We start from the raw sequence: 26,971 nt of genomic DNA, 5'->3' as shown, positions 1-26,971 counted from the left end.
AATCCGGCTTTTGTGCCCGTGTACCGGCTTAACGTCGCGCTGTGGCGCGGATAGTCTGCCGCCATGTCTGCGTCCCGCCGCCTCTTCGCTCCTCGCCCTCGGCTCCTCCGCCAGGGTTTTGCCCTCGTGGAGTTGATGCTAGCCCTGGCGATCGGGGCAGTGCTGGCCACGTTGGCCGCGCCCGCGTACCAGCGCTTCTTGCTGCAGCGGGGCGTGCAAGCCGCCGTGGACGCCTTGGTGGGTGATTTGCGCTATGCGCGCTCCGAGGCCCTGATGCGTTCCGCGCGCGTGAGTGTCTGCAGTTCCCGCGATGGCGCGGCCTGTCTGGCCACGCCCGATTGGGCGGCGGGCTGGATCGTTTTCGCCGATGCCGATGGCGATGGCGTGGTGGACGCCTCAGACCGCGTGCTGCGGGTGCAAGCGGCCCCGCCTTACTTGGCGTCCCTCAGTACCTCGGCCTTGCGCGCTGCCGTGATTTACGAGGCCACCGGCTGGGCCAGGGCCGCGGGCCGCACCTTCACGTTCACGCCGCTGTCCTCGGTCGCGGGTTCCGGGGTGCGCATCGTCTGTGTCTCCAACCAAGGGCGCGCGGGCGCCCGTGCCCCGGGGACTTCCAAATGCAGCTGAAAGGCCAACGCCATCGCGCTGCTTCAAGCCCGCGCCTGCACGCATGGGGCGCCGCGCGTGCGCGTGCGCGGGCGCTCACCCCTGGGCACCCAGGGCAACGCGGCGCCACCTTGGTCGAGGTGCTGGTGGCCGTGGCCTTGCTCTCGGTCGCGCTGTACGCCCTGGTTGCAACGCACGCAGCGGCCTTGCGCTACAGCCAGATGAGCCGACACCGCGCCACGGCCTTGTTTCTGGCAGCCGACATGGGCGAGCGCCTGCGGGCCAACCTGGGGCGCAGGGAGTCAGGCTCCGCCAGCGAAGAAGGCAGTGGGGCGCCGCTCCCGCCCTTCTCCGCGACCGGTTTCTGGGCTGGGGACTACGACTATGTGCTGGACTTCCAGCGCCAGCAGGTTGCGGTGGCGGGACCCGCGGACGTTTGCGCCGGGGCCGGCAGCGCTTGCAACGCGGCGCAGATTGCCGCGGAGGACCTCGCGCAGTGGCGCCAGGCCGTGCGGCGGCAATTGCCCGCGGGGGCCGTGTACACGCGGCGCGATGCGGTGCGCGCGGTCATGTACCTCTGGGTGGCGTGGCGTGAGTCACCGGGCGGCGCATCCGAAGTGAGTCAGGAGTTGCCCCTTCCCCCGGGCGCATGCCCCGAGGGTCTGAGTGCAGACCCGGGCGTGCGCTGCGTCCACCTGCGGGTTGGTCTGTGACAGGAGCCATGGCCATGACAGACACACGCCACGCTGGGCCTTGGAGCCAGGAGGACGTGCTTCGCCTGCGTCAACACGGGAGTGAGCGTCGTCGTGGCCGCACAGGTGGTGGAAATGGTGGAGGTGTTGGAGGTGTTGCCGGCGGTGCCAAGGGTTCCTGGGGCTTCACCTTGCTGGAGCTGATGGTGGCTCTGTCCATCGGCATGGTGGTGGTCGGCGCGGCGCTGGCCACTCATGTGATGACTGGACGCACCGCACGCCTGCAGATCACGCTGGCGGAAATGAACGAAAGCGCGCAGATCGGTCTGACCCTGCTCGCGCGCGAGCTGCAGCAGGCGGGGTATGCGCGGCCGATGGGCGTGCTGCCCGCGAGTTCGGGCGCAACGCCCGCGAGGTTGGCGCGCACCCTCGTGGAGCGGCCGATTTTTGGGTGCGCCCACGGTCTGAGAGACAGCAGCCATCGCAGCCAGACAACGCCCTGGGACGCGGCTGTTTGCGCCGCAGCGGCGGGGCCGCGTGACGATGTGCTGGAAATCAGCTACGAAGCCGACGTTTTCAACAGCTCGCCCACTTCGAGCGGCGTGCCCTCGGACTGCATCGGCAGCGGTCTTTCCGCTATCACGCTGGCCCTCGACCCAAACACCGGACTGACCTTGAGCTACTACCCGACGCGCAATCGCTACTACGTGAGCACGGGCAGTTCGGGACGCTCCGAGCTGTACTGCGCGAGTGCCCAGGGCGCGCCAGGCCAGCCCCTGGTGGACCACGTCGAAGCCTTGCGAGTTTGGTATGGCGAGGCCGATGCCGCCGAGCCTCGGCGCGTGGCGCGCTACGTCGGCGCTGAGTCCGTGCATGACTGGAACCTGGTGTTGAGCGTGCGGCTGTGCCTGCTGATGCGCGGTGGTGACGCAGTGTTGGGCGAGGACGATGCCTTGGACTACCTGGATTGCGACGGCGCGCCGGCCCAGGCCGAGGACAGGCATCCGCGCCGTGCTTACTTCACGACCGCGGCCTTGCGCGCGAGGATGGCTGGGTGAGGGGGCTCATCCGATCAGCTCGGGTTGCGTGCCCGCGGCTCCTCCCACGTCGACGCCGATGCCCGCGCGTGCGCGAAGGCCTGCGTTTGCGCGCGCGGTGTCGTCCCGCGGTGGTTCCGTGGGCACGGCGTGAGCGTGGGGTCACCTTGCTGGTGGTGATGGTGCTCTTGCTCATCCTGGGCGTGTCGGCCGCGGCGGTGCTGCGAGACGCCGTGTCCGCCGAGCGCTTCGCGCATAACCTGCGGCAGCAGCAGTGGGCGCAGCAGCAGGCTGAACTCGCCTTGCGCCACTGCGAGGCTGAACTGCGCAAACCCGACGGCAGCGAAGCCGGTTTGCCACCCGGCGTGGCCCTGCGTGATCCGGCGCTGGCCGAGACCCAGCTCACGCGCACCGCGTGGGAGGCTCCACCGGCCTGGCGCCAAGGCGCGAACTGGACTGGCGTGGCTGGCCTGTCCACCGCACGCGTCACCCTGTCGCAAGACCAAGCGGGGCTGCCCGTGCAAGGTCTGAAACCGGGACGTCTGCCCGAATGCCTGGTGGAACTGCAGGTCTTGGCCGATGGCGCGCTGGTCCACGTGATCACCGCCAGGGGCTTCAGTCCGGCTTACCCGGTCAGCTCCAGCATGGGCCCAAACGCGGCCTCGGCAGGCGGCGCGGTGGTTTGGGTGCAATCCATCGTCTTGCTGGGCGCGCCGACTTCCGAGGCGCAAGCCAGCGGGCAGCGGCCGCTGCTGGACCGCCTCTGGCGTCGAATCCTTCAACCGCCCGTGCCCTGATGCATCGCGGGCAAGGCGCATCGGACAACGGATGCACTCGGGCGATGAGTGTGAACAGGACCTAGGGGAATGGCATGCTGACCCATCACGAGCACGAGCACGGTTCATGGGTGAGGGCTTGCGGATCGCGTGGACCGCGCGGCCCGGTCTCGCCGCGAGGACACGGCAGGGCGCATGGGTACACCTTGATCGAACTGATGACCGTGGTGCTCATCGTTGGCCTCTTGGCCGCCCTGGCTTACCCGGCGTACACCCACCATGTGCGCCGCGCCCATCGCGCCGAGGCGCGCGCGGCCCTGCAAGACGCCCAGCAGTACATGGAGCGTTACCACGCCGTGTACAACCGATACACCACGCCGGCCGATGTAGCGCCGGTCTTGCCTCTGCGCCTGCGCACCGTGCCCGAGGGCGCGCCGGCCGAGACCGCGCGTTACCAGCTCAGCGTGAGCGAGGCCCAGGCCGACACCTACACGCTCCAGGCCGTGCCAGCGCCGGGATGGGATGACGCCTGCGGCAGCTTGACCTTGACGCACACGGGTGTGAAGGGACGCACCGGGGCGGCACTGTCGGTGCCGGACTGTTGGCGGTGAGCGCTGACGGGTTTCGCGGAAACTGGCCAGCCGCCAGGAATCTCAGCGCCGGAATTCCTCGACCAGGGTCTTGAACTCGTCGATGTCTTCGAAGCTGCGGTAGACGCTGGCGAAGCGCACGTAGGCGACCTTGTCGAGTTTCTTCAGCTCGCGCATCACCAATTCGCCGATGCGCGCGGATGGCACCTCACGCAGACCCAGGTTGAGCAGCTTTTCCTCGATGCGTTCAATGGCGCTGTCGATTTGCTCCGTGCTGACCGGGCGTTTGCGCAAGGCCAGTTGCAAGGAGGCCATCAACTTGCCGCGTTCGTACTCGATGCGCCGTCCATCCTTCTTGACGACCGCCGGAAAGTTGACTTCCGGCCGTTCGTAGGTGGTGAAGCGCTTCTCGCAGTGCCCGCACTGGCGGCGGCGGCGGATGAAATCCCCGTCCTCCGAAATCCGGGTCTCGACGACCTGGGTTTCGGGGTGGCCGCAGAAGGGGCACTTCATGGTGTTTGCCGTTGAACTGAGGTTTTATGCGCGCGCACCCGTGAAGCCGGCTTTGCCGGGCCACTGGGTGCGTCCCCCCTGCCAACGAAGGATGGCGTTCAGGGGGCTGAGGGTTGCGGCTCCAAGCCTGCCTGCGCAGGCTTGGACAACCCAAAGGACCATTGCCTCTGGCAATGGGTGCCGGGGCGCGTGGCGCCTCAGGGGGGTGTTCATTTGTACACGGGGAATCTTGCGGTCAAGGCGTTCACCTTGGCCCGCACGGCCGCGATGTTGGCCTCGTCGCGCGGCTTGTCCAACACGTCCGCGACCAGGTTGGCAGTGATGCGCGCTTCCTCGTCCTTGAAGCCGCGCGTGGTCATGGCAGGGGTGCCGATGCGCACGCCGCTGGTCACCATCGGCTTTTCCGGGTCGTTGGGGATGGCGTTCTTGTTGATGGTCATGTGGGCGGCGCCCAGCACGGCTTCGGCTTCCTTGCCCGTGATGCCCTTGGCGCGCAGGTCCACCAGCATGACGTGGCTTTGCGTGCCGCCGCTGACGATGCGCAGGCCGCGCTGGGTCAGGGTCTCGGCCACGACCTGGGCGTTTTTCACCACCTGTTGCTGGTAGGCCTTGAAGGCCGGTTCCAGCGCTTCCTTGAACGCCACGGCCTTGGCCGCGATCACGTGCATCAGCGGGCCGCCTTGCAGGCCGGGGAAGATGGCGCTGTTGATGGCTTTCTCATGCTCGGCCTTCATCAGGATGAAGCCGCCACGCGGGCCCCGCAGGCTCTTGTGCGTGGTGCTGGTCACGACGTCGGCGTGCGGCACGGGGTTCGGGTAGACGCCCGCGGCGATCAGGCCGGCGTAGTGCGCCATGTCCACCATGAAGATCGCGCCGACTTCCTTGGCGATCTTCGCGAAGCGCGCGAAGTCGATATGCAGGCTGTAGGCCGAGGCGCCCGCGATGATCAACTTGGGTTTGGTCTCACGCGCCTTCTTTTCCATCGCTTCGTAGTCGATGGCTTCCTGCGCGTTCAGGCCATAGCTGACCACGTTGAACCACTTGCCCGACATATTGAGCGGCATGCCGTGGGTCAGGTGACCGCCTTCGGCCAGGCTCATGCCCATGATGGTGTCGCCGGGCTTGAGGAAGGCCAGGAACACAGCCTCGTTGGCGGAAGCGCCGCAGTGCGGCTGCACGTTGGCGGCGTCGGCGCCGAAGATCTTCTTGACACGGTCGATGGCCAGCTGTTCGGCCACGTCCACGAATTCGCAGCCGCCGTAATAGCGCTTGCCGGGATAACCTTCGGCGTACTTGTTGGTCAGCTGCGTGCCCTGGGCCCACATGACGGCGGGCGAGGCATAGTTTTCGCTGGCGATCAGCTCGATGTGCTCTTCCTGGCGCTTGTTTTCGGCCTGGATGGCGGCGAAGAGTTCGGGGTCGGCTTGTTCGACAAGAATGTTGCGGTTGTACATGGCGTGCAAGTGTGCAGTTGGAGCGGGTGGTGACGCGGGCCTGTCCCGCTCGCGGGCGCGTCCCGCGGGACGCGATGCAAGCGGAAAGGCTGCCCAGGCGCACGGCAAAACGCGACGGCTTGCAGGTGGCCCGGGGGCCTGACGACATGCCGCGCGGCACGCTCCCCGGTGGTGGCCCACGTCAGCCACGCCAGTCGGTGAAAAAGCGGTGTTTTCCCGGTCGGCGGGCCTATCGCCAGTCGCGTGCCCGCCTAGTGTAGCCCAGCGCGGGTCCCTGGCCCGTGGCCGGGGAAATGAGGACTGAGATACTCAGTTGTTGAGCAGAGCGACCGTCTGCTTGGCGCCCACGGGCGAAGCGCCCGTGGCGCTGGCATGCGTAGCCGTCTCCGGCCGGGACGGGGCGGCCGGCATGGTGATTTGCATGGAGCGGGAGCGAACAGGCGGTTTGGGCACGTCGGGCACGTGCTGGGCTTGGCGCGCGACCAGGGTCAGCAAGTGGTGTTCGCTCAATACCTTGGTCACATAGCCGCCGTCGCTGGGCAGATTGGCCGCGCCCACGTAGCGGCGCAGGCCACCCTCGATGGAACCGGCGCGCACGATGTATTCACGCAGCACACGCGCACCCACGTGCAGATTCGTCAGCGGATCGAAGGCGGCGAGCTGGCCACCGAAGGGTTCGTATTTCTCGCCATGGAGATGGGTCATGACCTGCATCAGGCCCTGGGCGCCGACGGGGCTTTGCGCGAAGGGATTGAAGCCAGATTCGATGGCCATCACCGAAAGCAGCAGCAAGGGGTCCAGCTTGTAGTTGTGCCCAATTTGGTAGGCCTCCAGCACCAAGGCCGAGAGCGGCTGGGGCGCGATGCGGTAACGGCGGCTCAGCCAATCCGTCACGGCGGCTTGCTGAGCGCTCAGGTTCTGCAAATCGGTGGCTGTCGCACGGCCCACCGTCACGAGCGGGCTGGGTTCTTCCAAGGGCTCGCCGAACTGGCGCGTCTGCAGCCAGTCCATCAAGTGTTCTTCCCCGGCCTTGCGCAAACCGGAATGTGCGGCCAAGGCCAGCAGCACCAGGATCACGCTCAGGCCAAACAGAGCGAAGCCGTTGTGAGCCAGGGAATAAAAGAATTGGACAAGGCGGCGCGGCATTTTCCGCAAGCTGTCGCCCATGTCGTCAAGCGCTGTCATAGCAATCCTCATCTCGCGCGGCTTGGACCCATGCGCCGACGCCATGTCATGCCCGGGTCTGCGTCGTGCGCGGTTCCGGGGGGAAAGGTGTCGGGCTGGTCTAAGCCACGTCTGGGTTGGTACGCCATCGGTCACGCGAGCATCCATCAACATGCCCGCGCTTGTGGTCCGATGTAGCCGGTTTCGGCAGCGGAGCCCCGGGGAGTTCCCTTGACCATGTAAGGAGGCGGGAACCTGAGACCTCGGGGTGCGGGGCCGCGCGGTGGCGCCCCGTCAGTGCAACGAATTGTAATGGGGGAGGTATGTTTTTCTATCCATATGCGCTGCCTATGGCTTTGATAGCGGCCACGCGCAGGGCATGTCGATTTGTTGAAAAATCATTCAAGATCAGGTCTTTGCCGAAGCTTTTACAGGTTTTTGATCAGATTTTCGGAGATGTGTAACGTTTCGGTGAAGGGGCCGAAACTGTGGGTTTGATGCGACTGGACGCAAAAACCCCTCAAGTTGAGCGGGTGGACGCCGAGCCCCTGACGGGACAGGCATGGCCTGCGGGCCGCGCGCCAGAGGTGTTCCCGCAGATGCCGGCAGTGGTTCTGCGGGTTTCCCATGGCTGACGACGCTTTGCACGAGCAAACCGGGGCGCGGGCGGCGACAATCCGGGTTCTGAGAAAACCTGCGAGGCAGGTTTTTGTTTTTTCGACTTCATCTGATATGTCATCTACCTCTGCCCCTCAGGACCCCCAGGCCAGCCAATCCTGGATCGACAAGGCCCAAGCCTTGCTGGATGCGCCGCATCTGAACCTGGCCGAAGCCCAAGCCTGGCCGCGTGACGCCGCCAAGGCGGGCGCCCCCCTGAGCCGCGAACCCCTGGCTGCGCTGCGTAGCCGTCTGGCCGAGCGGGTCCAGGCGGTCGAGGACCTGCAACACCGTGCGCAGGTGGAGCGTGAAGCGGCCGTGCTGCTGGTCCAGCGCATCGAATCCCTGTCGACCAAGCCCTGGCGCGAAGCGCAATCCGGGTCCGAAAGCCTGGGCGCCGACGTGGCGCGCTGGCAGGCCGAGGCGGGCGCCCTGTTCCAGGCGCGCGAGTGGCCCAGCGTTGCGCAGGGCGCGGAGGCTGGCGGCGTTCCGGCCGGCGCTGGCGCGCGCATCGCGGCCCAACTCGAAGCCTCGCGCGCGCAGCTGGGCCTGGTCTGGGAAGCTTTCGGGGCTGCCTTGGCCCAGGCTCGCGTGGCGGCCGAGGACGCCAGCGCTCCCTTGCCTCAGGTGCCCGTTTGGGCCGAGGAGCTGAGACAGGCCCGAGGCGAGGGTGCCAGCGGCGGCGCGGGCAGCGCGGCGCCGTCCCCCGCCGTGGCAGCCGCGCCCTCGTCCGCCGCCCAAGCCCGGCAGAACGACCCGGCGCGCCTGGAGTTGATCACCAAGGCCGAAGCCCTGCTGCACGGTGAGGGCGGCGCCGCTCTGGCGGGCCGCAAGCTGCAAGAAGCGCTGCGCGACTTGCGCGAGCAATGGAAGAAGCTGGACCTCAGCGCCGGTGCGCCGCATCCGCTGCTGTGGAAGCGCTTTGACGAGGCCTGCAGCGCCGCCCACAAGGTGGTTCAGGTCTGGCTGGACAAACTCAAGGCGGAGAGCGCTGAACACAAGGCCAAGCGCATTGCCCTGATTGAAGAACTCAAGCAGTGGACGGCCGCCCATGGCATCGCGCAAGCCGGCGACGCGCCGGCCGCTGAAGATACCCAGACCGATTGGAAAGCCTACAACCGCGAACTGCACCAGTTCAGCGAGCGTTGGCGTGAGGCCGGTCACTTGAGCGAAAAAGCATTCGCTGAATTGCTGTCCCGCTGGAAGTCCGTGTGGGATGCCGCCCATGCGCCGCTGGCGCGCGCGCAGAAAGCGGGCTTGCAGCGACGCCAAGCGCTGGTCGAGGAGGCCAAGCAATTGAGCGCGGCCCACGCGGCTGGCGCGGTCTTGCGAATCGACGATGTGAAGGCCTTGCAGCAGCGCTGGCAGGTGGAGGCTCAGGCCATGCCGCTGGACCGCCGGCAGGAGCAAAAATTGTGGGAGGCCTTCCGCAAACCCATCGACGACGCTTTTGCCCTGGACGCGGAGCGCAGGCCCGCCCGCCGCGGCGAACGGGGTGATCGTCCTTCTCGCGGACCCGGTGAAGGCCAGGGCGAACGCTTCGCGCCGCGCCAAGCCGTCAACCCGGAATCCATGACCCCTTACGACCGCGCGGTGTACGACGCCGCGCAGGCCTTGCAAGCGGCCAGCGCCAGCGGTGACGCTCAGGCCATCCACGCGGCCATGGCGGCCTTGGAAGCGGCACGCCGGGCCGACCCCAAGGCTGTGCAGTCCACGCCAAGCGCGGCGGCTGACGGACCGACGGATACGGCCGCCAGCATGGCGCCCACCGATGCGGCGCAGGACGCACCGGCCCCCGCGCCCACCGCGCCGCGCAAACCCGTCGTGGCGGTGCGCGGCGATGACCGCCCTGGCATGCGCAAGTCCGAGCCCGCCGCGCCCCTGGGCCGAGGGGATCGCGGCGGCAGGCCGGGGTCGGCGCCGGGTCGCGACGAGCGCGGACGTGGTCCGCGCGACGCGGCGCGGGGGGCGCCGTCGTCGAGCGCGATGCAGCCGCGCCTGGGTGACGCGGCGTTCCGTGCTCAGCGTGATGCGCTGGAGCACGCTCAGGCCGCGTTGAAGAAACTGGCCGTGCAGGCGCACGGCGAGGCGCTGACCAAAGTGTTGGACGCGTGGTCGCAGCGCAGCACCGAGCAACTGCCCAGTGTTCAGGAACTGGGCCGCGCCGTCAGCTCAGGCACCCGCGCGCTCTGGAGCCAGGCGCTGGCCTCGGCTGCGCAGGGCGACGGCGCTGAAACCTTGCTGCGGCTGGAAATGGCCGCCGAAGTGCCCACGCCGGCCGACCATCTGGCGGCGCGCCGCGCTCTGCAACTGCAGCTGTTGACCCGTCGCAACGATCCCGCTCCCGCTCAGACCTGGGGGCAGGACGTGGCCCGCGTGCTGGCCACGCCGCACACGCCGGACGCCGCACGCCGCCTGCAGCAGGCGCTGAAAGCCTTGTTGCGCGGCTGAAATCGGTAGCTTGGTGCTGCGCCTTGCGTGAATCCATAGTCTGAGGCGCCGCGCCTGCGCCCGGTGCTAACCTCCTTCGCGTGTTCAACACGTTCCACGCGAAGGGGGCATGATGGATCAGTCACGGGAACCGCTGCCCGAGCACCGGTTCGATCTTCAGGAGCTGTTGCGGGAACTGGCTGAGCAGGCGAGTCGAGGTACTTCGGGCTGCTCGCGGGACGAGTCTTTAGCGCCGCCGATGCCCGATCAAGGCCCCGCCTTCGGTGCCACGCGCGCGGTCCAGGACAATGGCCGTGACTAGGTCGTCGTTTGTGCAAGCTCTGGTCGAGGCCGGCATCGCGAGCGACAAAGAGGCCGACGGCCTGCAGCTGATGTTCGGCGTGCGGCACCTTGAGCTGTCCACCCACCTCCACAGCGCGCTGGAATCAGCGGCCCTCAAGGCTCGACTGGCGCAACGCTACGCGGCCAGCATTGGCAAGGACACGGTGGCGCTGGACCGAGCCGCGGTCCAGCCCGAGGCCCTGGCGTGCATCAGTGCGGATGCCGCGCGCCGTTTGCAGTGCCTGCCCTTGCAGCTCACGCAGCGCACGCTGCACGTGGCCCTGGTGCGTCCCGAGGACGCGATGGTGGTGGCCGAAGTCGAGCGCGCGGTCGCGGCTGGGCCATCGGCCAGGTCCGTGGACTCCGTGCAGGCGGTTTTCGCCTTCGCGCAGGACATCGAGAACGGCATCGAAGTCCAGTACACGGGCCGTGCGGGCTTGACCGCCCTGGCTCGCAAGATCAGCCAGGAGCTGGGCCGCCCCATGCGCGAGGCCATCGCTGCGTCGCCAGCGATGGGAGCGTCAGGCCCAGCGGCGTCAGCCTCGGTGTCGGGAGCGGGTGAGCTGGTGCGCGGTCTGCTGCTCTACAGCTTGAAGCACCGCGCGAGTGACCTCCACATCCAGCCGATGGCGAACGCCTTGGCCTTGCGCTTTCGCATCGATGGCCTGCTGCAGACCCGGCTGGTGCTGGACAAAGACCTGCTCGCGCCCCTGCTGTCGCACTTGAAGCTGATCGCCAGCCTGGATTTCGCTGAAAAACGCCGTCCCCAGGACGGGCGTGTCAGCCTGACTCAAAAGGGCCGCAGCCACGATTTCCGCCTGTCCATCGTGCCCAGCGTGTTCGGAGAGAAGGCGGTCCTGCGCGCGGTGGGTTCGTCCGACCAGCGCGTCACGCCCATCGACGAGCTCGGGTTTTCGCGGCGTAACCAGGACTTGCTGGAGCAATTGATCCAGCGCCCGCATGGGGTCTTGCTGGTGACCGGGCCCACCGGTTCGGGCAAGACCACCACGCTCTACGCGGCGTTGGCGCGGTTGCACAGCCCCGAGGTCAACATCGTCACGGTGGAGGATCCGGTGGAATTGCGCATCGATGGTGTCACCCAGATCCAGACCCACGGCGCCATCGGCCTGGATTTCGCGCAGGTGCTGCGGGCCGTGCTGCGCCAGGACCCGGAGGTGCTGCTGATCGGTGAAATCCGCGATCTGGAGACCGCGCGCATCGCCACCCAGGCCGCGCTCACCGGACATCTGGTCATGGCCACGCTGCACACCAACAGCGCCGCGCAGGCCGTCACTCGCCTGGTCGATATCGGGGTGCCGCCCTTCCTGGTGGCGCCTTCGGTCATCGGCGTGCTCGCCCAGCGCCTGGTGCGCCGCATCTGTCCGCACTGCAAGGAGCGCTATGAACCGAGCATTGAAGTTCTGGACACCCTGTTCCACAACCGGGGTGACGCGCCGGTCCATTTCTGCCGTGGACGAGGGTGCCCGCGTTGCCACGGCAGTGGTTACGCGGGGCGCATGGGCATCCACGAAGTCTTCGTGCTGAGCGACGCCATTCGCGATCTGATCTCACGGCAGCAGTCCCTGGTGGAGATCCAGCGCGCGGCCCGGCGCGACGGTTTCCGTTCCATGCGCCACGATGGCCTGCTCAAAGTGCTGCAGGGGCTGACGACCCTGGAGGAGGTGGACAAAGCGACGGCCTGGTGAGGGCCGCCGCAGGGTTCCGGATGAGTGGCTGTGCGCGCTCGAGGGAGACGGCCGCACGGGCACGGGCCAGATAGCCCGGATGTTCAGCCTTGGCGCGTCTGCGCCGGTGCCTGCAGGCGCAGGGCCCACGCGCCCAAGGCGGCCATCACGGCCAGGGCGGTCACGCCGGTCCAGCCCGCCTGGGCCAGCAGGGCATTGCCCAGCGCCGCCCCCATCGACATGCCGACGAAAGTGGAAGAGAGCAGCACGGCGTTGAGTCGGCTGCGCGCGGCGGGGTCCAGGCCGTAGACGATGGTCTGGTGCGCGATCAGCGAGACCTGGATGCCCAGATCGAAACCCACGGTGCTGGCGGCGATCAGCCACAGCGCGTGGTGCGGCGACAGCGCGGGCAGGAAGAACATCGCCGCGAACGACAGGGCCGTGAGCGCCGCGCCCGCGAGGCTCACGCGGGCTGGGCCGTGCCGATCGGCATAACGTCCCGCCAGTGGCGCGGCCAGCGCGCCGGCCGCGCCCGCCAGGCCGAAGGCTCCCGCCGCGCTGGTGCCGAGGTGGTAGGGCGCGCCATGCAGCATGACCGCCATCGTGGACCAGAAACCGCTGAAGGCCACGGACAGCAGGCCTTGGGCCAGCGCCGCGCGGCGCAGCTCCGGGTGCTGCCGCCACAGCTGCAGCAGCGATCCGATGAGTTGGCCGTAGGGCAGGCGGGACGTGGGCGCGAAGGGCGGCAGCACCCGCCATAGGGCCAGTCCCAGCAGCAGCACGGCGACCGCGGCCGCCGCGAACACGGTGCGCCAGCCGAAGTGCTCGGCCACGAAACCACTGACGACACGCGACAGCAGGATGCCCAGCAGCAGCCCCGTCATCACCGTGCCGACCACGCGACCGCGCCGGGTCTCCGGCGCGAGCGTGGCCGCGGCGGGCACGATGTCCTGCGCCAGCGTGGCCACCAGGCCCAGCGCCAGGCTGGCCACCAGCAGCACGCCCAGCGTGGGCGAGAGGCTGGAAAGCAGCAGGGCGGCGGCCAGTAGACCCGCCTTGATCGCGATGACGCGTCGCCGGTCGTAGCGATCTCCCAGGGGCGCCAGCAGCAGGATGCCCAGGGCGTAACCGAGCTGGGTCAGGGTGGGCACCCAGCCGACGGCCGCGGCCGAGGTCTGCAGATCGGTGCCCAGGACGCCGAGCAGCGGTTGGCTGTAGTAGATGGAGGCTGCCGCCAGACCGGCGCCCAAAGCCAGCAGGAACACCAGGGCCGAGGAGAGGCCGTCGTCCTGCTTTGCATGCGTTGATTGAATGGTGTTCATCAGGGTTTTCCAGTTGTTTTTCAGGGTGACGTGATTTTTTCTGAACAAAACGGTCTTGGTTAGGGCTTGTCTGGAAGATTGGTTATACGATTTACGTATGAATATGGAAGACGCGGCTCTGCCACCCGGCACCGACCGGATGCTGCTGATCGAAACCTTTGTGCGCATCGTCGAGGCCGGCAGCCTGTCGGCAGCGGCCGAGCAACTGGGCAGCACGCAACCCACCATCAGCCGGCGCCTGCAGGCCCTGGAGCGCGCCATGGGTGTGCGCCTGCTGCAGCGCACCACCCACGCCATGCGCTTGACCGAGGACGGCCAGCGTTGCTACGTGCGTGCCAAGGACCTGATTTCCAGCTGGCAGGCGTTCGAGAGCGAAACCCGTGGTGCGGGCGAGGAGCCGGCCGGCACCTTGCGCGTGGTGGCGCCCCACGCCTTTGGGCAGCAGCAGCTGGTGCAGCCTTTGGCGGACTACCTGCGGCGCTATCCCAAGATGCGGGTCGAGTGGCTGCTGCATGACCGCATGCCCGACTTCATCGCCGAGGGGGTGGATTGCGCCATCCGCGTCGGCGGTGTGCAGGACCCCTCGGTGGTGGCGCTGCCCCTGGGCGAGGTGCCTCGCATCGTGGTGGGCGCGCCGTCCCTGTTCGACGGCGCCCTGCCCACCCACCCGGCCGAATTGACGCGCCTGCCCTGGTTGGCCTTGCGCACCTTCTACCGCAACGAAATCAGCCTGACGCGCGCCGGTTCGGACGAAGTGGCGCGCATTGGTATTCAGCCGCGCCTGTCCACCGACGGGCTCTACGCCTTGCGCACCGCCGCCGTCGAGGGCCTGGGACTGGCCGTGGGTTCGGCCTGGGCCATGCAGGAGGAGCTGCGTGCCGGGCGGCTCGTGCATGTCGTGCCGCAGTGGCGGGCCGATCCGCTGCCGGTGTTTCTGGTCTACCCGCAGGCGCGCCTGCACCCGGCCCGCTTGCGCAGCTTCATCGACATCATGCGTGTCAGCGGGCCGGCGGCGCTCCATCGGCTACAGGGGGGCTCGGTTGGGGGCGAGGCCACGGCGTGAGCGCGGGCGCGCCGAGCAGGCCGCAGGTGTGCTTCAGGCCCCAGGCCCCAGGCCCCAGGCCCCAGGCCTGAGGCCTTCCCACTGGGTTAGGCCCCTGGGCGGTAGAAGGCGTCGAACAGCGCCAGCAGCGTGGGATGTTCCTGCGTGAAACGTGCCCGGTTCACGAAATACGCTTCACTGGCAACGGCGAAGAACTCGGAGATGTGCTCGGCGCCATAGGGGTCCAGCCAAGTCTCGGCTTCGCCAAAACGTTCGGCCCGGATGCAGGCTTCCTTGAAGCCCTCGTAGGCCGTCTGCAGCGTGTCCAGCCAGTGCGCGTGCGCGGCGCGTGGCGCCAGGCCCATGAAACCCGCGGGCAGGGGCGGGCAGCCGTCCGCCACGCCGTCGCGCAGGTCCAGCTTGTGCACGAACTCATGGATGACCACGTTGTAGCCTTGGGCGATGGCCTCGGCGTCCGACGCCGTGCGCACGTCCTGCCAGCTCAGCATCACCGGGCCCTCGGGCATGGCCTCGCCAGCCAGTTCCTCTTCGTACTCATGGACCACGCCATGCTCGTCCATCACCGTGCGAGGGGCCAGCACCTCTTCGGGCTGCACGACGATGGTCACGAAGTCGTCGTACCAGCGCAAGGGCAAGCTGCCCGTGCCAAAGCCCAGCACGGGCAGGCAGGCCTGGGCGGCGATCTGCACGGCCATGGCATCGGTGATGCTCAGGCCCTGCGCGCCATGGAACTCTTTGTCTTCCAGGAAGAGGGCGCACAGGTCACGCAGGCGGGCGCGCTCGGACTCCGTTCGATTGTCCAGCCAGGGGCAGGCGGCCAGGGTGTCTCGCCACAGAGCGTCGGGAATGGGGTGACGGGGGCGGCGCTTGGCCGCCGAGCTGAGCAGACGCCCCAGCAGAGAGCCCAGCCAGCCCATCTCAGCTGACGCGCGTCGTCGTGCCCATGGCCTCGGCCAGCGTCAGGCGTCTGACCCGCGCCGCGCTGCCGGCATGGGCCAGGCTGAGGCGCATGACCTCGGCGCGCGGCGCCCCCGGGCCGTCCAGATGCCAGTCGCTCAGCACATGGCGCGTGCTCGAGCCCGCGCCGCTGGGGTTACTAGCGCCTTCGTCAAGCCGGTGATCCGCAGGGCGGTGCGTGTGGCCATGGATCAGGTTCGTGCAGCGCGCGGCCTGTAGCCAGGCGCGCGTCAGGGCTGGGTCGGCATCGGCGTAGGTCTCGCTGAAGTCGGTGCCGGCGGCGGCACTCGCCTGTCTGCGGGCCTCGCTCTGGGCACGGAGATTGCGCGCGAAGGCCCGGCGCTGGGTCAGGGACTGGGTCAGAAATCCTCGCTGCCACTCGGGGGTGCGGACCTGCGCGCGAAACGCCTGGTACTCGCGGTCGCCCAGGCAGAGGGCATCGCCGTGGCTGAGCAACCACCGCGCCGGCTTGCCTTGCGCGACGCCGAAGACGAGCACGCACGGATCGGCCAGCAAGGTCATGCCCGCGCGCCTCGCGGCCTCGTCACCCAGCATGAAATCGCGGTTGCCATGCAGAAAGTACAACGCGTGGTTGGTGCTCGCGGCGAGCAGCGCCGCGATGCACTCGCGCTCGAAGGCCGACTCCGCGGCGCTGGCCGCGTCCGTCCCGGGATCGTCCAGCGCGTCGTCCCCGACCCAGACTTCGAACAGGTCGCCCAGCAGGAAGATGGCGTCGGCGGGCGTGCTCGCCAAGTAGCGTTTCCAGGCCTCCACCGTCCGGGGCTCGCTGCTGTGCAGGTGCAGGTCGGAAATGAAGTCGACCAGCCGCCAGCTCGCGGGCGCGCTGACTTCGGCGACGAACGTCTGGGGCAGGTTCACTTGGGCTCAGATCACAAGGCGGTGGCTTTTTCGATCACCACGTCTTCCTTGGGCACGTCACCGTGGAAGCCGCGGGTGCCGGTCTTCACAGCGGCGATCTTGTCCACCACGTCCTGGCCTGCGATGACCTTGCCGAAGACGGCGTAGCCCCAGCCTTGGCCCGAGGGTGCCTTGTGGTTGAGGAAGTCGTTGTTCGCGACGTTGATGAAGAATTGAGCGGTCGCCGAATGCGGGTCGTTCGTGCGCGCCATCGCGATGGTGTACTTGTCGTTCTTCAGGCCGTTGTTGGCTTCGTTTTCGATGGGCGGTTCGGTCGGCTTCTGGTTCATGCCCGGGGCGAAGCCGCCGCCTTGGATCATGAAGCCCGGAATGACGCGGTGGAAGACCGTGCCGCTGTAATGACCACTCTTCACATAGTCCAGGAAATTCTCGACGGACTTGGGCGCCTTCTCGGCGTCGAGTTCAAGCTTGATGACGCCGTAGCCGGTGATGGTGAGTTCGACTTGAGGGTGGCTCATGGAGGTCTTTCCTTTGGTTTTGTTGACGGTACTGGCGGGCTTGGCTGGCGCGCTCTGGGCTTGCGCCGATTGAAGGGCTGGGCCAAGAGCGAGGCCCAAGGCGCAGAACAGGGTGGACAGGTGGCGCAGGGCAAGACGACGAGACTTCATCCGAGGGTTCCTTCAAAAATGATCTTCCACTCCTGGCCCTGGCGGCTCCAGTACTGGCGCTTGACTTGGCCCTTGGCAACGCCAGGGCGGTTGTCCTGGCCCGGCGCGGAAGCTTCCTCGAAGGTGACGATCATGGTGTCTTCCTCGTCCGTCCAGCGCAGGTAGGAGAGATTTTGCAGTTCGATCGCGCGGCCCTCGTCGCGCGCCAGTTCGACGCGCAGCACCAGTTCCCACTCGCGCAGCGTGCGGCCACGGAAACCCGAGAAGTCCTCGGCGTAGAAGCGCAGCATCTGTTGCAGATCGCCGCTGGTCTTGGCCTGCCGCCATGCCGCCAGCACGGTCTCGAAGGACTGGCGCTCGGCTTGCAATTGCGTCGGCTGCGCCCATTCCAGGCGCGAGGCAATCACCACCGGTGTCGTGCTGGGGGCCACGGTGCGCAGCACGTGCTCGAGGTCGGGGTCGGACAACACCACGCAGCCATTGGTGGCCAAGGGGGCACGCGCGAACTGATTGGGCGGCGTGCCGTGCAGCCAGATGCCGCTGCCCGTCTTGCCCCTGCGTCGGTCCAGGATGTTGGGGTAGTTGATCGGCAGCGCGCCCGCGCCATAGAAATTGGGCAAGGAGCGCTTGTCCAGACGGTGCAGCGTGAAGTACACGCCCAGGGGGGTGCGGGCGTCGCCCTCCGTGGTTTTCTCGATGCCGTACTTGCCCACGGACACGTAGTAGTCGGCGATCAGGCGCATCCGAGCGCCTTCGTTGGCTTGCGCTTGGTTCTCGAAGAGGTACAGGCGGGCGCGCGAGGCATCGACCGCGATGGCATGCCGCACGTTGGGCGCCAGCGCCAGGAATTGCGTGGGCACGGCACCGGCCGGCGGGCGCTCGCGCAGCGCGGCCAGCCGCACCTCGGATTCATGGCGCAACTCGGCCAGGGTTTGCGCCCCGACGCCGGTGGTCAACAGCGCGGGAGCATTGCCCAGACCATTGAGCGCGCGTGCCTGAGCGAGCAGCAGGTCCCCATAAACGAGCTGGGCCAGCTGGAAATTCGGGTGGTCTTGAGCCAGGCGGCGCGCGGCCTCGCGCGCCTCGTTCAACTGGCCCATGCCGACGAGTCGGTAGATGTCGACCAGTCGGGCTTCGGGTGAGAGTTTCGAGCCCGCGGACGTCAGGATCGGGGCCGGGGAGATGGCGGCCACGGTCTGGGCTTGCGCGCGACCTTGCTGTGTCGTGCAGAGGCCGAGCGCGGCCAACACCAGCACGGCGACGCGGGGCGGAGTGAGGAAGACGGCTCGCTTCATGACGTTCCTTGCACGCGGTGGGGCGGGCGAGTCAGTTGCCCGCGCTTTCCTTGACGATCAGCCAGCGGTCGGCCGTGCGCGTCAGTTCCAGAGTCTTGCCATTGACGACGGCCAGCGTGTCCGCCTTGTAGTCTTGCAGAAATTTGGCGATCGCGCGCGAACCGTTGACGGTGATCTGCAGGCTCTGCACTTCCACGCTGATGCGCTTCTTGCTGACGATGCGATCACGCCGTGCTTGCTCCCAGACCGGGCGGCTTTGCGAGCCGGTGTCGAAGTTGCTCGCGTAGGCACCGAGGTAGCGCGCCATGTCGCGGTCCGACCAGGCTTGAGCCCAGGCGCGCACGGCCTGGGCGACGGCCGCTTCGTCGGCTGACGGGGCGCTGGGCGCTGCGCTGGCCACGGGTGGCGCTGCCGGTGTGGCGGCCGCTGCGACTGGCGGGGCAGGAGTTTCCCGTGGCACCACTGGCGCGGGCTTGCTGACAGGCGGCGGCGGGGGCGGTGGCGGCGTCAGGGGAGGCTGAGCGACGGCGACGGCCGGTGCCGAGGGCGCAGGCGTGGCCGTTGGGACGGAGACGGGTGTCGCTTGCGTCGCGGTCGTGGCCGCTGGCGCTGCATGTGGCGCGGGTGCGGGCGGCGTGGCGGAGGCCACCACCACGGGCGCAGGCGCCACTGGCGTTGCCGCTGGCAGCGGCGCGGAGGCGGCCGGCAACTCCCGCACTTCACGCAACAAGGCCAGTTGCATGGGCTGCTGGAGCGACTGCTTCAAGGCTTCATTGGCGGCTTGCTGCTGGGGGCTGGGCTTGGCGTTGGGCACGGCGCCCTCGGCGTCGATCAGCAGCGCCCGGCTGTAGGCCAGGCTGGCCAGGCGGGCGTAGACCGCGCCCAGGTTGTCGTAGGCCGCGGCGTAGCTGGGGTGCGTGTGCAGGGCTTTTTCCAGCGCCACGCGAGCCTGCTCGAATTGGCCCAGCGCCGCGTGGACGGCCGCCAAGTTGTTCCAGGCTTCGGGCAGGTTGGGGTGCTCGACACTCAACTGCGTGAACGTGACCAGGGCTTCGCGCAGCTGGCCGCTTTCGCGCTGGATCACCCCTTTGTAAAGCTGAAGTTGAGCGTCCTTGGGACGGGCTTGCAGTTGTTGCTCGACGGCGCCGCGCGCCTGTGACCATTGTCCAGCCGCCATCAAGGCCGGGATGTCCGCACCAGCCGCCCGGGCCGGTGGTGTACCCAAGGCACAGGCCAGGGCCAGCACCGAGGAGAGCATCAGGCTGCGGTGCAAGCGCCGAGGCAAGGGGCCAGAGAGATGGGTGCTGTCTTGGCGAAGTCCGGGGTTCATGGCGTGGACGAGGCGGCTTGAAGGCATGGCAAGGCAGCGGTTGTGTGGTTCGTGAGTGTCTTTTACGGGCACTGCATGCCGAGGGCCTGGACGCGCGAACGCAGTTTGGCATTGCGCGGATTGCTCTTCAAGGCCTGGCAATACGCCTGCTGTGCCAGATGCAGTTGCAGGTCGCCCAGGTTCTCGAGCGCGGTCGCGTAATCGGGTCGGGCACGAATCGCGTGCTCCAGCGCGATGCGGGCTTGATCGTAGTCGCCCTGAGCGGCATAGAGCGAGGCCAGGGCGTTGTGGGGCTCGGGCAGCTCGGGATACTCCGTGGTCAGCCGCAGGAAGGTTTCAAGGGCCGCCTCGGGCTTGCCGCTGCCGCGCTGAACCAAGCCCAGGAGGTAGCGCATTTGGGGGTCGCGCGGCTTGCCCTGCAGGTAGCGCTCAGCCTGCGCTTGCGCCTCGGCATAGCGCCCAGCTTGCAATTTCTGGTTGACCTCCTCGTACGCGTCCGCGCGCGCGGACAAAGACGCCGTCGCTAGCGCCAAGCCCATGAGCAGGCTGATCAGGGGGAACCGCAGGGCGCGGACGGCGGAATACGGCACGGAAGGCAGGGAAAACACGAAGTTGGAGGGCTTGAGAAGGGCGGCAGTCAGAGGCGGTGCCATCGCAATTCACGGGCCAGGCCTGAGAATTCATGCGCTTGGCCTCCACGCCGGGGCTTTATACTGGCCGCAATTGTAGTGCCGCGTTCGCGCGGCACCCTCGTTCACCCCTCTGCTTGAGCCGGCACGCCTTCACGAAGTTCATTCGCGAAGTGGAGCGCCGGTTTTTTTGATTGCCACATGACTCTTCGCATCTACAACACGCTGTCGCGTGCGCTGGAGCCTTTTGTCTCGCTGGAACCTGGCCATGTCCGCATGTATGTGTGCGGGATGACCGTCTATGACCTGTGCCACCTGGGCCATGCGCGCGCCATGGTCGCCTTCGACGTGGTGCAACGCTGGCTCAAGGCCAGCGGCTGGCGCGTGACCTACGTGCGCAACATCACCGACATCGACGACAAGATCATCCAGCGCGCGCTCAAGAACGGCGAGACCATCCGCGGCCTGACCGACCGCATGATCGCCGCGCTGCACCAGGACGCGGACGCCCTGGGCATCCAGCGGCCGACTCACGAACCCCGGGCCATGGACTACGTGCCCCAGATGCTGGACCTGATTGGTCAGCTGGAACGCCAGGGCCTGGCCTACCGCGTGCCGGGGCAAGCCGGCGGCGCTTCTGGTGACGTGAACTATTCCGTGCGCAAGTTCCCGGGCTACGGCAAGCTGTCGGGCAAGTCCTTGGACGAGCTGCGCGCCGGCGAGCGGGTCGCCGTGCTGGACGGCAAGCAGGACCCGCTGGACTTCGTGCTCTGGAAGTCCGCCAAGGCGGACGAGCCGGCCGAAGCCCAATGGCAGAGCCCTTATGGGGCGGGCCGCCCGGGCTGGCACATCGAATGCTCGGCCATGAGCTGTGCCTTGCTGGGCGAGAGTTTCGACATCCATGGCGGCGGGGCGGATCTGCAGTTTCCCCACCACGAAAACGAAATCGCCCAGAGCGAAGGCGCCAAGATCGGCGCGGCTAACGAAGGCCAGCCGATGGCGCGTTACTGGATGCACAACGGCTTCGTGCGCGTGGACAACGAGAAGATGTCCAAGAGCCTGGGCAACTTCTTCACCATCCGCGAAGTGCTGCAGAAGTACGACGCCCAGACCGTGCGCTTCTTCATCCTGCGCGCGCACTACCGCAGCCCGCTGAATTACGGCGACGCCCACCTGGATGACGCGCGCAGCGCCTTGAAGCGTCTGTACACCGCTCTTCAAGCCACGCCACCCGCACCCATGGCGCCGCAGACGGTGGACTGGACCGAGGGGCATGCGGCCCGCTTCAAGGCCGCGATGGACGAAGACTTCGGCACGCCCGAAGCCGTGGCCGTGCTGTTCGATTTGGCCACCGAGGTCAACAAGACCGGATCGGCCCGCCTAGCGGCTCTGTTGAAGGCGCTGGGCGGCTGCCTGGGCCTGCTTCAAGAGGATCCCGTCGCGTTTTTGCAGTCCGGCGCCAGCGCCGCGCTGGACGCCAGCGCCATCGACAGCCTGATCGCCCAGCGCGCCGCTGCCAAGGCCGCGAAGAACTTTGCCGAGGCGGATCGCATCCGTCAGGAACTTTTGGCGCAAGGCATCGTGCTCAAAGACGCGCCCACCGGAACCACTTGGGAGGTTGCGGCATGAACGCCGCGCCCAAGGCCAAGCCGATCGACGAGCCGGATGCCCCCAACAAATCCGCCTCGGCCTTCGCGTCCTCGGTGGCGGCCACCAAAGGCACGGAGGCGGTGCAGGTCGCCACGCCGGTCTATTGGGACGAGGCCTGCAAGCACCTGATGAAGAAGGACCGGGTGATGAACCGCATCATTCCCCAGCATGGCGGCGCCTGCCTGGAGACGCGCGGCGATGCCTTCGTCACGCTGGCGCGCAGCATCGTGGGCCAGCAGATCTCGGTCAAGGCCGCACAGTCCGTGTGGGAACGCTTCGCGGCGCTGCCCCGGCGCATGACGCCCGGCAACGTGCTCAAGCTCAAAGTCGACGACATGCGTGCCGCCGGCCTGTCGGCGCGCAAGGTGGAATACCTGGTGGACTTGGCGCTGCATTTCGACAGCGGCGCCATCCGTGTCGCCGATTGGAAGGCGATGGACGACGAAGCCATCATTGCCGAGCTGGTCGGCATCCGGGGCATAGGCCGGTGGACGGCCGAAATGTTCCTGATCTTTCATCTGATGAGACCCAACGTCTTGCCGCTGGACGATATCGGATTGCTCAACGGTATCAGTCGTAACTATTTCTCCGGCGAGGCGGTCAGCCGCAGCGACGCCCGCGAGGTGGCCGCGGCCTGGGCCCCGTTTTGCAGCGTGGCGACTTGGTATATTTGGCGCTCTCTCGACCCCCTGCCGGTCGCTTACTAGCGCGAGCAGGCCCTCATGGGTCGTGGACTGAACAACAACCCGAACCGGAAATCGAAACGAAAGCGCGTGCGGCCTGTCCCGGTGGCTGTGGCTGACGTGCCCGTTCTCTTATTGGAGGTCTCAGATGGCCAAGAAAACATTCCTCGACTTCGAGCAACCGATCGCCGAACTCGAAGCCAAGATCGAAGAACTGCGCTACGTGCAGACCGAGTCCGCCGTCGACATCAGCGCGGAGATCGAACAGCTCGGCAAGAAAAGCCTGCAGCTGACCAAGGACGTCTACAGCGACCTCAATGCGTGGCAGGTCACCAAGATCGCGCGCCATCCCGAGCGTCCCTACACGCTGGACTATGTGAATGAGATCTTCACCGACTTCGTCGAGATGCACGGTGACCGCCACTTCGCGGACGACCTCTCCATCGTCGGCGGCCTGGCCCGTTTCAACGGCACGCCCTGCATGGTGCTGGGGCAACAGAAGGGCCGCGACACCAAGGAGCGCGGTCTGCGCAACTTCGGCATGAGCAAGCCCGAGGGTTACCGCAAGGCCCTGCGCCTCATGAAGACGGCCGAGAAGTTCGGTCTGCCGGTCTTCACCTTCGTGGACACGCCCGGCGCCTACCCCGGCATTGACGCCGAGGAGCGCGGCCAGTCCGAGGCCATCGGCCGCAACATCTTCGAGATGGCGCAGCTGGAAGTGCCCATCATCACCACCATCATTGGCGAGGGCGGCTCCGGCGGCGCGCTGGCGATTTCCGTGGCCGACCAGGTGCTGATGCTGCAGTACTCCGTCTACTCCGTCATCAGCCCCGAAGGCTGCGCCTCCATCCTCTGGAAGACCGCCGAGCGCGCCGAGGAAGCGGCCGAGGCCCTGGGCATCACCGCGCACCGCCTCAAGGCCCTGGGGCTGGTGGACAAGATCGTCAACGAGCCGGTCGGCGGCGCGCACCGCGACACCAAGCAGATGGCGTCCTTCCTCAAGCGCGCCCTGGTCGAGTCCTACCGCCAAGTGGCCGACCTCAAGGTCAAGGAACTGCTGGACCGCCGCTACGAGCGCCTGCAGAGCTATGGCCGCTACACCGACACCAAGAGCGCCAAGTAATCCTCCCGGCGCGGCGCCTGCTTTCACGCGGGCCCTCGCGCGTTTTCAGCCCGGCCTGCCTCTGGCCGTGGCGTGCAGCGGCGGCGCCGATTCCACGGCCTTGCTGCTGGCCTGCGCCGAACGCTGGCCGGGGCAGGTGCAGGCCCTCCACGTGCACCACGGCTTGCAGGCCGCAGCCGACGGCTTCGAGGCTCAGGTGCGCGCCACCTGTGAACCACTGAACATTCCCCTGCACACGTGGCGTGTGGACGCGCGCCACGCCCCTGGTCAGAGCCCGGAAGACGCGGCACGCGGCGCCCGTTATGCGGCCTTGACCGAGGCCGCCCTGATGGCGGGTGTGCGCGATGTCGCCCTGGCCCAGCATGCTGACGACCAGGTCGAGACTCTGCTGTTGGCCTTGTCGCGTGGCGCCGGTTTGCCGGGCTTGGCCTCCATGCCCCAAGCCTGGGAGCGTGGCGGGCTGCGCTGGCACCGCCCCTTGCTGGACGTGCCGGGCGCCGAACTGCGCGTGTGGCTTGAAGCCCGTGGCTTGCGAGCGGGCGCGGGCTGGGTCGATGACCCGAGCAATGCCGACGAACGCTACACCCGCAACCGCATCCGCGCCCGCCTGCTGCCGGTGCTGGACGTGGTGTTTCCCCAGTTCCGCGCCACCTTCGCACGCAGCGCCGCGCACGCGGCGCAGGCCCAGCGACTGCTGAACGAACTGGCTGTGCAGGACGCGGCTGCGACCGGCGTGGGCATCGACCCTGGACATGGGCCGCGCATCGCCGAGCTGCGCGCCTTGAGCCGTGACCGCCAGGCCAATCTGCTGCGCCACTGGCTGCGGCAGGCGCATGCGATGGCCGATCCCCATGGCGGCTCCGCCAATGCCAGCTCGGCCCAATTGGAGGAACTGCTGGACCAAGTCGCCGCTTGCGCCACGCGCGGTCACCGCATCGAGCTCAAGGTGGGCGCGGGGCGGGTGGAGCGTCGGGGCGATATCCTGGCTTGGTACAATCACCCCGCTTGACCCTCTTCGTGTGCACCCCTTGCCTTCGTGCAGGCGCGGCGCCAGGGCAGGCCGGACACCCCTCTCAACACTTCTTGACGAACACGGGCTGTTGCGTTTCGCGGCGGCCCATTCTTTTTCAATGGCACTGATCGTTCACAAATACGGCGGCACGTCGATGGGCTCGACCGAGCGCATCCGCAACGTCGCCAAGCGTGTCGCCAAGTGGGCGCGCGCCGGTCACCAGATGGTGGTGGTGCCCAGCGCCATGAGCGGCGAAACCAATCGCCTGCTCGGCCTGGCCAAGGAACTGGCCCCTGCCAAGACCAACGACGCCTACGGCCGTGAGCTCGACATGCTGGCCTCCACCGGCGAGCAGGCGTCCTCCGCGCTGCTGGCCATCGCGTTGCAGGCCGAAGGGCTGCAGGCCGTGAGCTACGCGGGCTGGCAGGTGCCGATCAAGACCGACAGCGCCTACACCAAGGCCCGCATCGAAAGCATCGACGACCAACGCGTGCGCGCCGACCTCGCCGCCGGCAAGGTGGTCATCATCACCGGCTTCCAGGGCATCGATGGCCTGGGCCACATCACCACGCTGGGCCGGGGCGGCAGCGACACCTCGGCCGTGGCCGTGGCCGCCGCGCTCAAGGCCGCAGAGTGCCTGATCTACACCGACGTGGACGGCGTCTACACCACCGACCCGCGCATCGTGCCCGAGGCGCGCCGCTTGCACACCGTGAGCTTCGAGGAAATGCTCGAAATGGCGTCCATGGGCTCCAAGGTGCTGCAGATCCGCTCGGTCGAGTTCGCGGGCAAGTACAAGGTGCCGCTGCGCGTGCTCTCCAGCTTCACCCCCTGGGACATCGACCTCAACGAAGAAGCCAAGTCCGGCACGTTGATCACTTTCGAGGAAGACGAACACATGGAACAAGCCGTTGTTTCCGGCATCGCGTTCAACCGCGACGAAGCCAAGATCTCCATCCTGGGCGTGCCCGACAAGCCCGGCATCGCCTACCAAATCCTGGGCGCGGTGGCTGACGCCAACGTCGAGGTGGACGTCATCATCCAGAACATCGCCAAGGACGGCAAGACGGACTTCAGCTTCACCGTCAACCGCAACGACTACGCCAAGACCATCGACCTGCTCAAGGACAAGGTGATCCCCACGCTCGGCGCCGCCGAAGTGCAGGGCGACACCAAGATCTGCAAGGTCAGCATCGTCGGCATCGGCATGCGCAGCCACGTGGGCATCGCCAGCAAGATGTTCCGTTCGCTGAGCGAAGAGGGCATCAACATCCAGATGATCTCCACCAGCGAAATCAAGACCTCCGTCGTGATCGACGAGAAGTACATGGAACTGGCCGTGCGCGCCCTGCACAAGGCTTTCGACCTGGACCAGGCCGCCGCCTGAGTTGTGCCGCGGAACCGGCTGAACGGCCGGTTGCCCGCCCGGTTTTTTGCCGGATCAGGCGGTGATTCATGCCATAATCCCGCCCATCCTTTGGAGACGTGACCGAGAGGCCGAAGGTGCTCCCCTGCTAAGGGAGTATGTGAGCTAAAACTTGCATCGAGGGTTCGAATCCCTCCGTCTCCGCCAAGAACAAGCCCCGCCCTGTGCGGGGCTTCGTTTTTTCTGAGGCCTTGTTTCGTGCTCTGAACAGTGCAAGTTGCCAAGACCCTGGCGTTTCCCAGCTACGGGGTGATGGCGGGCAGGGGGCACCCGTGCCGATCTCCAATGGAGAGCGCAAATCACAGTCGGAGGTCGATGCCAAGACATCAAAATAGAAAATCAGCGTCAGCACGACCCCCTGTTTTCGCTAAAAATCTCCAGTCGTTCACGCTCTATTCCCTGTCTCACCGCTTGCATGAAAAATCTCGACGCCTTTAAGGCCCGCTGCGACATCATTAGGAATAGTCCCAACTTGCTGCGCGGCCTCTCCGCCCACCGCAGTACCGCCTCGTCATGATTCCGTTTCGCGGGTTGATTTGTCCGGTACCAACATCGGCAGAGCAGGCGGTAATAGTCAGCCATATAGATTCAGCGGCAGTACATATTGATCAAATGTTGGCAAACATCGAGACTGCTATCACCCGTCTAGCCGACTTCTGTTCCGCCCTCATCACCGAGGCCCCTAAAGGCAAGATCGGCCTGGGGCAGGTCAAAATCCCCGCATCCCCTTGATGGAGCACCGAGCCATGCGCTTACTGCATTACCTGGAAATCGAGAATTTCAAACGCTTCGGTGAGAAGCAGCGCATTGAGCTGGATCACCCTGCGGTGTTGATTGGCCCCAACAACTGCGGCAAGACCAGCGCCATACAAGCATTGGCCTTGTGGTCACAGGCGGTGAAAACCTGGTTTGATGTACGCAAGGATTCAACGGCCAAAGAGCGCACAGCCACAGCCTTGAACCGCCTCAACATTGTGGCGGGGGGGGG

25 protein-coding genes, 1 tRNA gene and 1 riboswitch are annotated in these 26,971 nt (G+C 67.0%); of the genes, 16 read left to right on the top strand and 10 right to left on the bottom strand.

Annotated features, from left to right (window positions below; all coding sequences use genetic code 11):
- The first annotated feature begins 63 nt into the window (after positions 1–63).
- From HGR_RS16835 to HGR_RS09250, 5 genes are all read left to right on the top strand, one after another.
- Positions 64–627, top strand: coding sequence for a GspH/FimT family pseudopilin (locus tag HGR_RS16835; protein ID WP_081463498.1), 564 nt, complete (start codon positions 64–66; stop codon positions 625–627).
- Positions 618–1,319 (top strand): prepilin-type N-terminal cleavage/methylation domain-containing protein, encoded by a 702-nt coding sequence (locus HGR_RS09265; protein WP_006297956.1) that lies wholly within the window; start codon positions 618–620, stop codon positions 1,317–1,319. The genes HGR_RS16835 and HGR_RS09265 overlap by 10 nt, the downstream gene beginning before the upstream one ends.
- A 14-nt stretch (positions 1,320–1,333) precedes the next feature.
- Positions 1,334–2,356, top strand: a complete 1,023-nt coding sequence (locus HGR_RS09260; protein WP_169312692.1) for a PilW family protein — start codon at positions 1,334–1,336, stop codon at positions 2,354–2,356.
- A 68-nt stretch (positions 2,357–2,424) separates the two neighbouring features.
- Positions 2,425–3,132 (top strand): hypothetical protein, encoded by a 708-nt coding sequence (locus HGR_RS09255; RefSeq protein WP_138922462.1) that lies wholly within the window; start codon positions 2,425–2,427, stop codon positions 3,130–3,132.
- 74 nt (positions 3,133–3,206) lie between these two features.
- Positions 3,207–3,722 (top strand): type IV pilin protein, encoded by a 516-nt coding sequence (locus HGR_RS09250; protein ID WP_081463496.1) that lies wholly within the window; start codon positions 3,207–3,209, stop codon positions 3,720–3,722.
- Positions 3,723–3,764: 42 nt separating this feature from the next.
- On the opposite strand, the gene nrdR is transcribed toward HGR_RS09250, so the two are convergent.
- From nrdR to HGR_RS09235, 3 genes are all read right to left on the bottom strand, one after another.
- Entirely contained in the window at positions 3,765–4,214 is a 450-nt protein-coding gene (gene nrdR, locus HGR_RS09245; RefSeq protein WP_006297952.1) for a transcriptional regulator NrdR, read from the bottom strand.
- A 209-nt stretch (positions 4,215–4,423) separates the two neighbouring features.
- Complete coding sequence (gene glyA / locus HGR_RS09240; RefSeq protein WP_006297951.1) at positions 4,424–5,668, bottom strand: serine hydroxymethyltransferase; 1,245 nt, start codon at positions 5,666–5,668, stop codon at positions 4,424–4,426.
- An 84-nt stretch (positions 5,669–5,752) separates the two neighbouring features.
- A riboswitch (ZMP/ZTP riboswitch) is annotated at positions 5,753–5,921 on the bottom strand.
- Positions 5,922–5,977: 56 nt separating this feature from the next.
- A complete protein-coding gene (locus HGR_RS09235) occupies positions 5,978–6,853 on the bottom strand; it encodes a lytic transglycosylase domain-containing protein (RefSeq protein ID WP_006297950.1) in 876 nt (291 codons plus the stop codon).
- A 711-nt stretch (positions 6,854–7,564) separates the two neighbouring features.
- Between HGR_RS09235 and HGR_RS09230 the strand changes: the two genes are divergently transcribed.
- Positions 7,565–9,940 (top strand): DUF349 domain-containing protein, encoded by a 2,376-nt coding sequence (locus HGR_RS09230; protein ID WP_006297949.1) that lies wholly within the window; start codon positions 7,565–7,567, stop codon positions 9,938–9,940.
- 293 nt (positions 9,941–10,233) lie between these two features.
- The gene (locus HGR_RS09220; RefSeq protein WP_169312691.1) at positions 10,234–11,967 is read left to right on the top strand and encodes a GspE/PulE family protein; all 1,734 of its coding nucleotides are present in this window, start codon (positions 10,234–10,236) and stop codon (positions 11,965–11,967) included.
- 83 nt (positions 11,968–12,050) lie between these two features.
- Here the strand turns inward: HGR_RS09220 and HGR_RS09215 are convergent, their stop codons facing one another.
- Entirely contained in the window at positions 12,051–13,268 is a 1,218-nt protein-coding gene (locus HGR_RS09215) for an MFS transporter (RefSeq protein ID WP_006297946.1), read from the bottom strand.
- A 103-nt stretch (positions 13,269–13,371) separates the two neighbouring features.
- Between HGR_RS09215 and HGR_RS09210 the strand changes: the two genes are divergently transcribed.
- Complete coding sequence (locus HGR_RS09210; protein ID WP_006297945.1) at positions 13,372–14,331, top strand: LysR family transcriptional regulator; 960 nt, start codon at positions 13,372–13,374, stop codon at positions 14,329–14,331.
- Between the two features lie 86 nt (positions 14,332–14,417).
- Here the strand turns inward: HGR_RS09210 and HGR_RS09205 are convergent, their stop codons facing one another.
- From HGR_RS09205 to HGR_RS09180, 6 genes are all read right to left on the bottom strand, one after another.
- Complete coding sequence (locus HGR_RS09205) at positions 14,418–15,248, bottom strand: M90 family metallopeptidase (RefSeq protein ID WP_006297944.1); 831 nt, start codon at positions 15,246–15,248, stop codon at positions 14,418–14,420.
- Position 15,249: 1 nt separating this feature from the next.
- Positions 15,250–16,167, bottom strand: coding sequence for a UDP-2,3-diacylglucosamine diphosphatase (locus HGR_RS09200; protein WP_006297943.1), 918 nt, complete (start codon positions 16,165–16,167; stop codon positions 15,250–15,252).
- Positions 16,168–16,178: 11 nt separating this feature from the next.
- Positions 16,179–16,685 (bottom strand): peptidylprolyl isomerase, encoded by a 507-nt coding sequence (locus tag HGR_RS09195; RefSeq protein WP_006297942.1) that lies wholly within the window; start codon positions 16,683–16,685, stop codon positions 16,179–16,181.
- Positions 16,686–16,831: 146 nt separating this feature from the next.
- Positions 16,832–18,130 carry a L,D-transpeptidase family protein gene (locus tag HGR_RS09190; protein WP_006297941.1) on the bottom strand — a complete coding sequence of 433 codons (1,299 nt, stop codon included), beginning with the start codon at positions 18,128–18,130 and terminating at the stop codon, positions 16,832–16,834.
- A 31-nt stretch (positions 18,131–18,161) separates the two neighbouring features.
- Positions 18,162–19,460, bottom strand: a complete 1,299-nt coding sequence (locus HGR_RS09185) for a L,D-transpeptidase Cds6 family protein (protein WP_237701396.1) — start codon at positions 19,458–19,460, stop codon at positions 18,162–18,164.
- A 62-nt stretch (positions 19,461–19,522) separates the two neighbouring features.
- Positions 19,523–20,113, bottom strand: a complete 591-nt coding sequence (locus HGR_RS09180; RefSeq protein ID WP_006297939.1) for a tetratricopeptide repeat protein — start codon at positions 20,111–20,113, stop codon at positions 19,523–19,525.
- A gap of 177 nt (positions 20,114–20,290) precedes the next feature.
- Between HGR_RS09180 and cysS the strand changes: the two genes are divergently transcribed.
- The 8 genes from cysS to HGR_RS09145 form a co-directional block, all read left to right on the top strand.
- A complete protein-coding gene (gene cysS / locus HGR_RS09175; protein WP_006297938.1) occupies positions 20,291–21,718 on the top strand; it encodes a cysteine--tRNA ligase in 1,428 nt (475 codons plus the stop codon).
- On the top strand, positions 21,715–22,446 hold the full coding sequence (locus HGR_RS09170; protein ID WP_006297937.1) for a DNA-3-methyladenine glycosylase family protein: 732 nt from the start codon (positions 21,715–21,717) through the stop codon (positions 22,444–22,446). The genes cysS and HGR_RS09170 overlap by 4 nt, the downstream gene beginning before the upstream one ends.
- A 124-nt stretch (positions 22,447–22,570) precedes the next feature.
- Entirely contained in the window at positions 22,571–23,545 is a 975-nt protein-coding gene (locus HGR_RS09165) for an acetyl-CoA carboxylase carboxyltransferase subunit alpha (RefSeq protein WP_006297936.1), read from the top strand.
- Positions 23,511–24,554 (top strand): tRNA lysidine(34) synthetase TilS, encoded by a 1,044-nt coding sequence (gene tilS, locus HGR_RS09160; RefSeq protein ID WP_050797426.1) that lies wholly within the window; start codon positions 23,511–23,513, stop codon positions 24,552–24,554. The genes HGR_RS09165 and tilS overlap by 35 nt, the downstream gene beginning before the upstream one ends.
- A 121-nt stretch (positions 24,555–24,675) precedes the next feature.
- Positions 24,676–25,944 (top strand): aspartate kinase, encoded by a 1,269-nt coding sequence (locus tag HGR_RS09155; protein WP_006297934.1) that lies wholly within the window; start codon positions 24,676–24,678, stop codon positions 25,942–25,944.
- 92 nt (positions 25,945–26,036) lie between these two features.
- Positions 26,037–26,130, top strand: a tRNA-Ser gene (locus HGR_RS09150).
- 366 nt (positions 26,131–26,496) lie between these two features.
- Positions 26,497–26,715: a restriction endonuclease subunit S domain-containing protein gene (locus HGR_RS17310; protein ID WP_138922461.1), complete on the top strand. Its 219-nt coding sequence runs from the start codon at positions 26,497–26,499 to the stop codon at positions 26,713–26,715.
- 14 nt (positions 26,716–26,729) lie between these two features.
- On the top strand, positions 26,730–26,971 hold a 242-nt coding region (locus HGR_RS09145), incomplete at its 3' end, for an AAA family ATPase (RefSeq protein WP_006297933.1).

The organism is Hylemonella gracilis ATCC 19624 (assembly GCF_000211835.1).
Lineage (GTDB): Bacteria > Pseudomonadota > Gammaproteobacteria > Burkholderiales > Burkholderiaceae_C > Hylemonella > Hylemonella gracilis.
The sequence above is the reverse complement of the archived record's forward strand: the minus strand, read 5'-3'. Positions and strand labels throughout refer to the sequence as shown.

Coding starts and splice junctions, on each gene's coding strand:
- glyA (WP_006297951.1), bottom strand. CDS start 5,668: ATGTACAACCGCAACATTCTTGTCGAACAAGCCGACCCCGAACTCTTC.
- HGR_RS09250 (WP_081463496.1), top strand. CDS start 3,207: ATGCTGACCCATCACGAGCACGAGCACGGTTCATGGGTGAGGGCTTGC.
- HGR_RS17310 (WP_138922461.1), top strand. CDS start 26,497: ATGATTCCGTTTCGCGGGTTGATTTGTCCGGTACCAACATCGGCAGAG.
- HGR_RS09195 (WP_006297942.1), bottom strand. CDS start 16,685: ATGAGCCACCCTCAAGTCGAACTCACCATCACCGGCTACGGCGTCATC.
- HGR_RS09165 (WP_006297936.1), top strand. CDS start 22,571: ATGGCCAAGAAAACATTCCTCGACTTCGAGCAACCGATCGCCGAACTC.
- HGR_RS09260 (WP_169312692.1), top strand. CDS start 1,334: ATGACAGACACACGCCACGCTGGGCCTTGGAGCCAGGAGGACGTGCTT.
- HGR_RS09190 (WP_006297941.1), bottom strand. CDS start 18,130: ATGAAGCGAGCCGTCTTCCTCACTCCGCCCCGCGTCGCCGTGCTGGTG.
- HGR_RS09170 (WP_006297937.1), top strand. CDS start 21,715: ATGAACGCCGCGCCCAAGGCCAAGCCGATCGACGAGCCGGATGCCCCC.
- HGR_RS09235 (WP_006297950.1), bottom strand. CDS start 6,853: ATGACAGCGCTTGACGACATGGGCGACAGCTTGCGGAAAATGCCGCGC.
- HGR_RS09210 (WP_006297945.1), top strand. CDS start 13,372: ATGGAAGACGCGGCTCTGCCACCCGGCACCGACCGGATGCTGCTGATC.
- HGR_RS09185 (WP_237701396.1), bottom strand. CDS start 19,460: ATGAACCCCGGACTTCGCCAAGACAGCACCCATCTCTCTGGCCCCTTG.
- HGR_RS09215 (WP_006297946.1), bottom strand. CDS start 13,268: ATGAACACCATTCAATCAACGCATGCAAAGCAGGACGACGGCCTCTCC.
- HGR_RS09180 (WP_006297939.1), bottom strand. CDS start 20,113: ATGGCACCGCCTCTGACTGCCGCCCTTCTCAAGCCCTCCAACTTCGTG.
- nrdR (WP_006297952.1), bottom strand. CDS start 4,214: ATGAAGTGCCCCTTCTGCGGCCACCCCGAAACCCAGGTCGTCGAGACC.
- HGR_RS16835 (WP_081463498.1), top strand. CDS start 64: ATGTCTGCGTCCCGCCGCCTCTTCGCTCCTCGCCCTCGGCTCCTCCGC.
- HGR_RS09205 (WP_006297944.1), bottom strand. CDS start 15,248: ATGGGCTGGCTGGGCTCTCTGCTGGGGCGTCTGCTCAGCTCGGCGGCC.
- HGR_RS09230 (WP_006297949.1), top strand. CDS start 7,565: ATGTCATCTACCTCTGCCCCTCAGGACCCCCAGGCCAGCCAATCCTGG.
- HGR_RS09265 (WP_006297956.1), top strand. CDS start 618: ATGCAGCTGAAAGGCCAACGCCATCGCGCTGCTTCAAGCCCGCGCCTG.
- cysS (WP_006297938.1), top strand. CDS start 20,291: ATGACTCTTCGCATCTACAACACGCTGTCGCGTGCGCTGGAGCCTTTT.
- tilS (WP_050797426.1), top strand. CDS start 23,511: ATGGCCGCTACACCGACACCAAGAGCGCCAAGTAATCCTCCCGGCGCG.
- HGR_RS09155 (WP_006297934.1), top strand. CDS start 24,676: ATGGCACTGATCGTTCACAAATACGGCGGCACGTCGATGGGCTCGACC.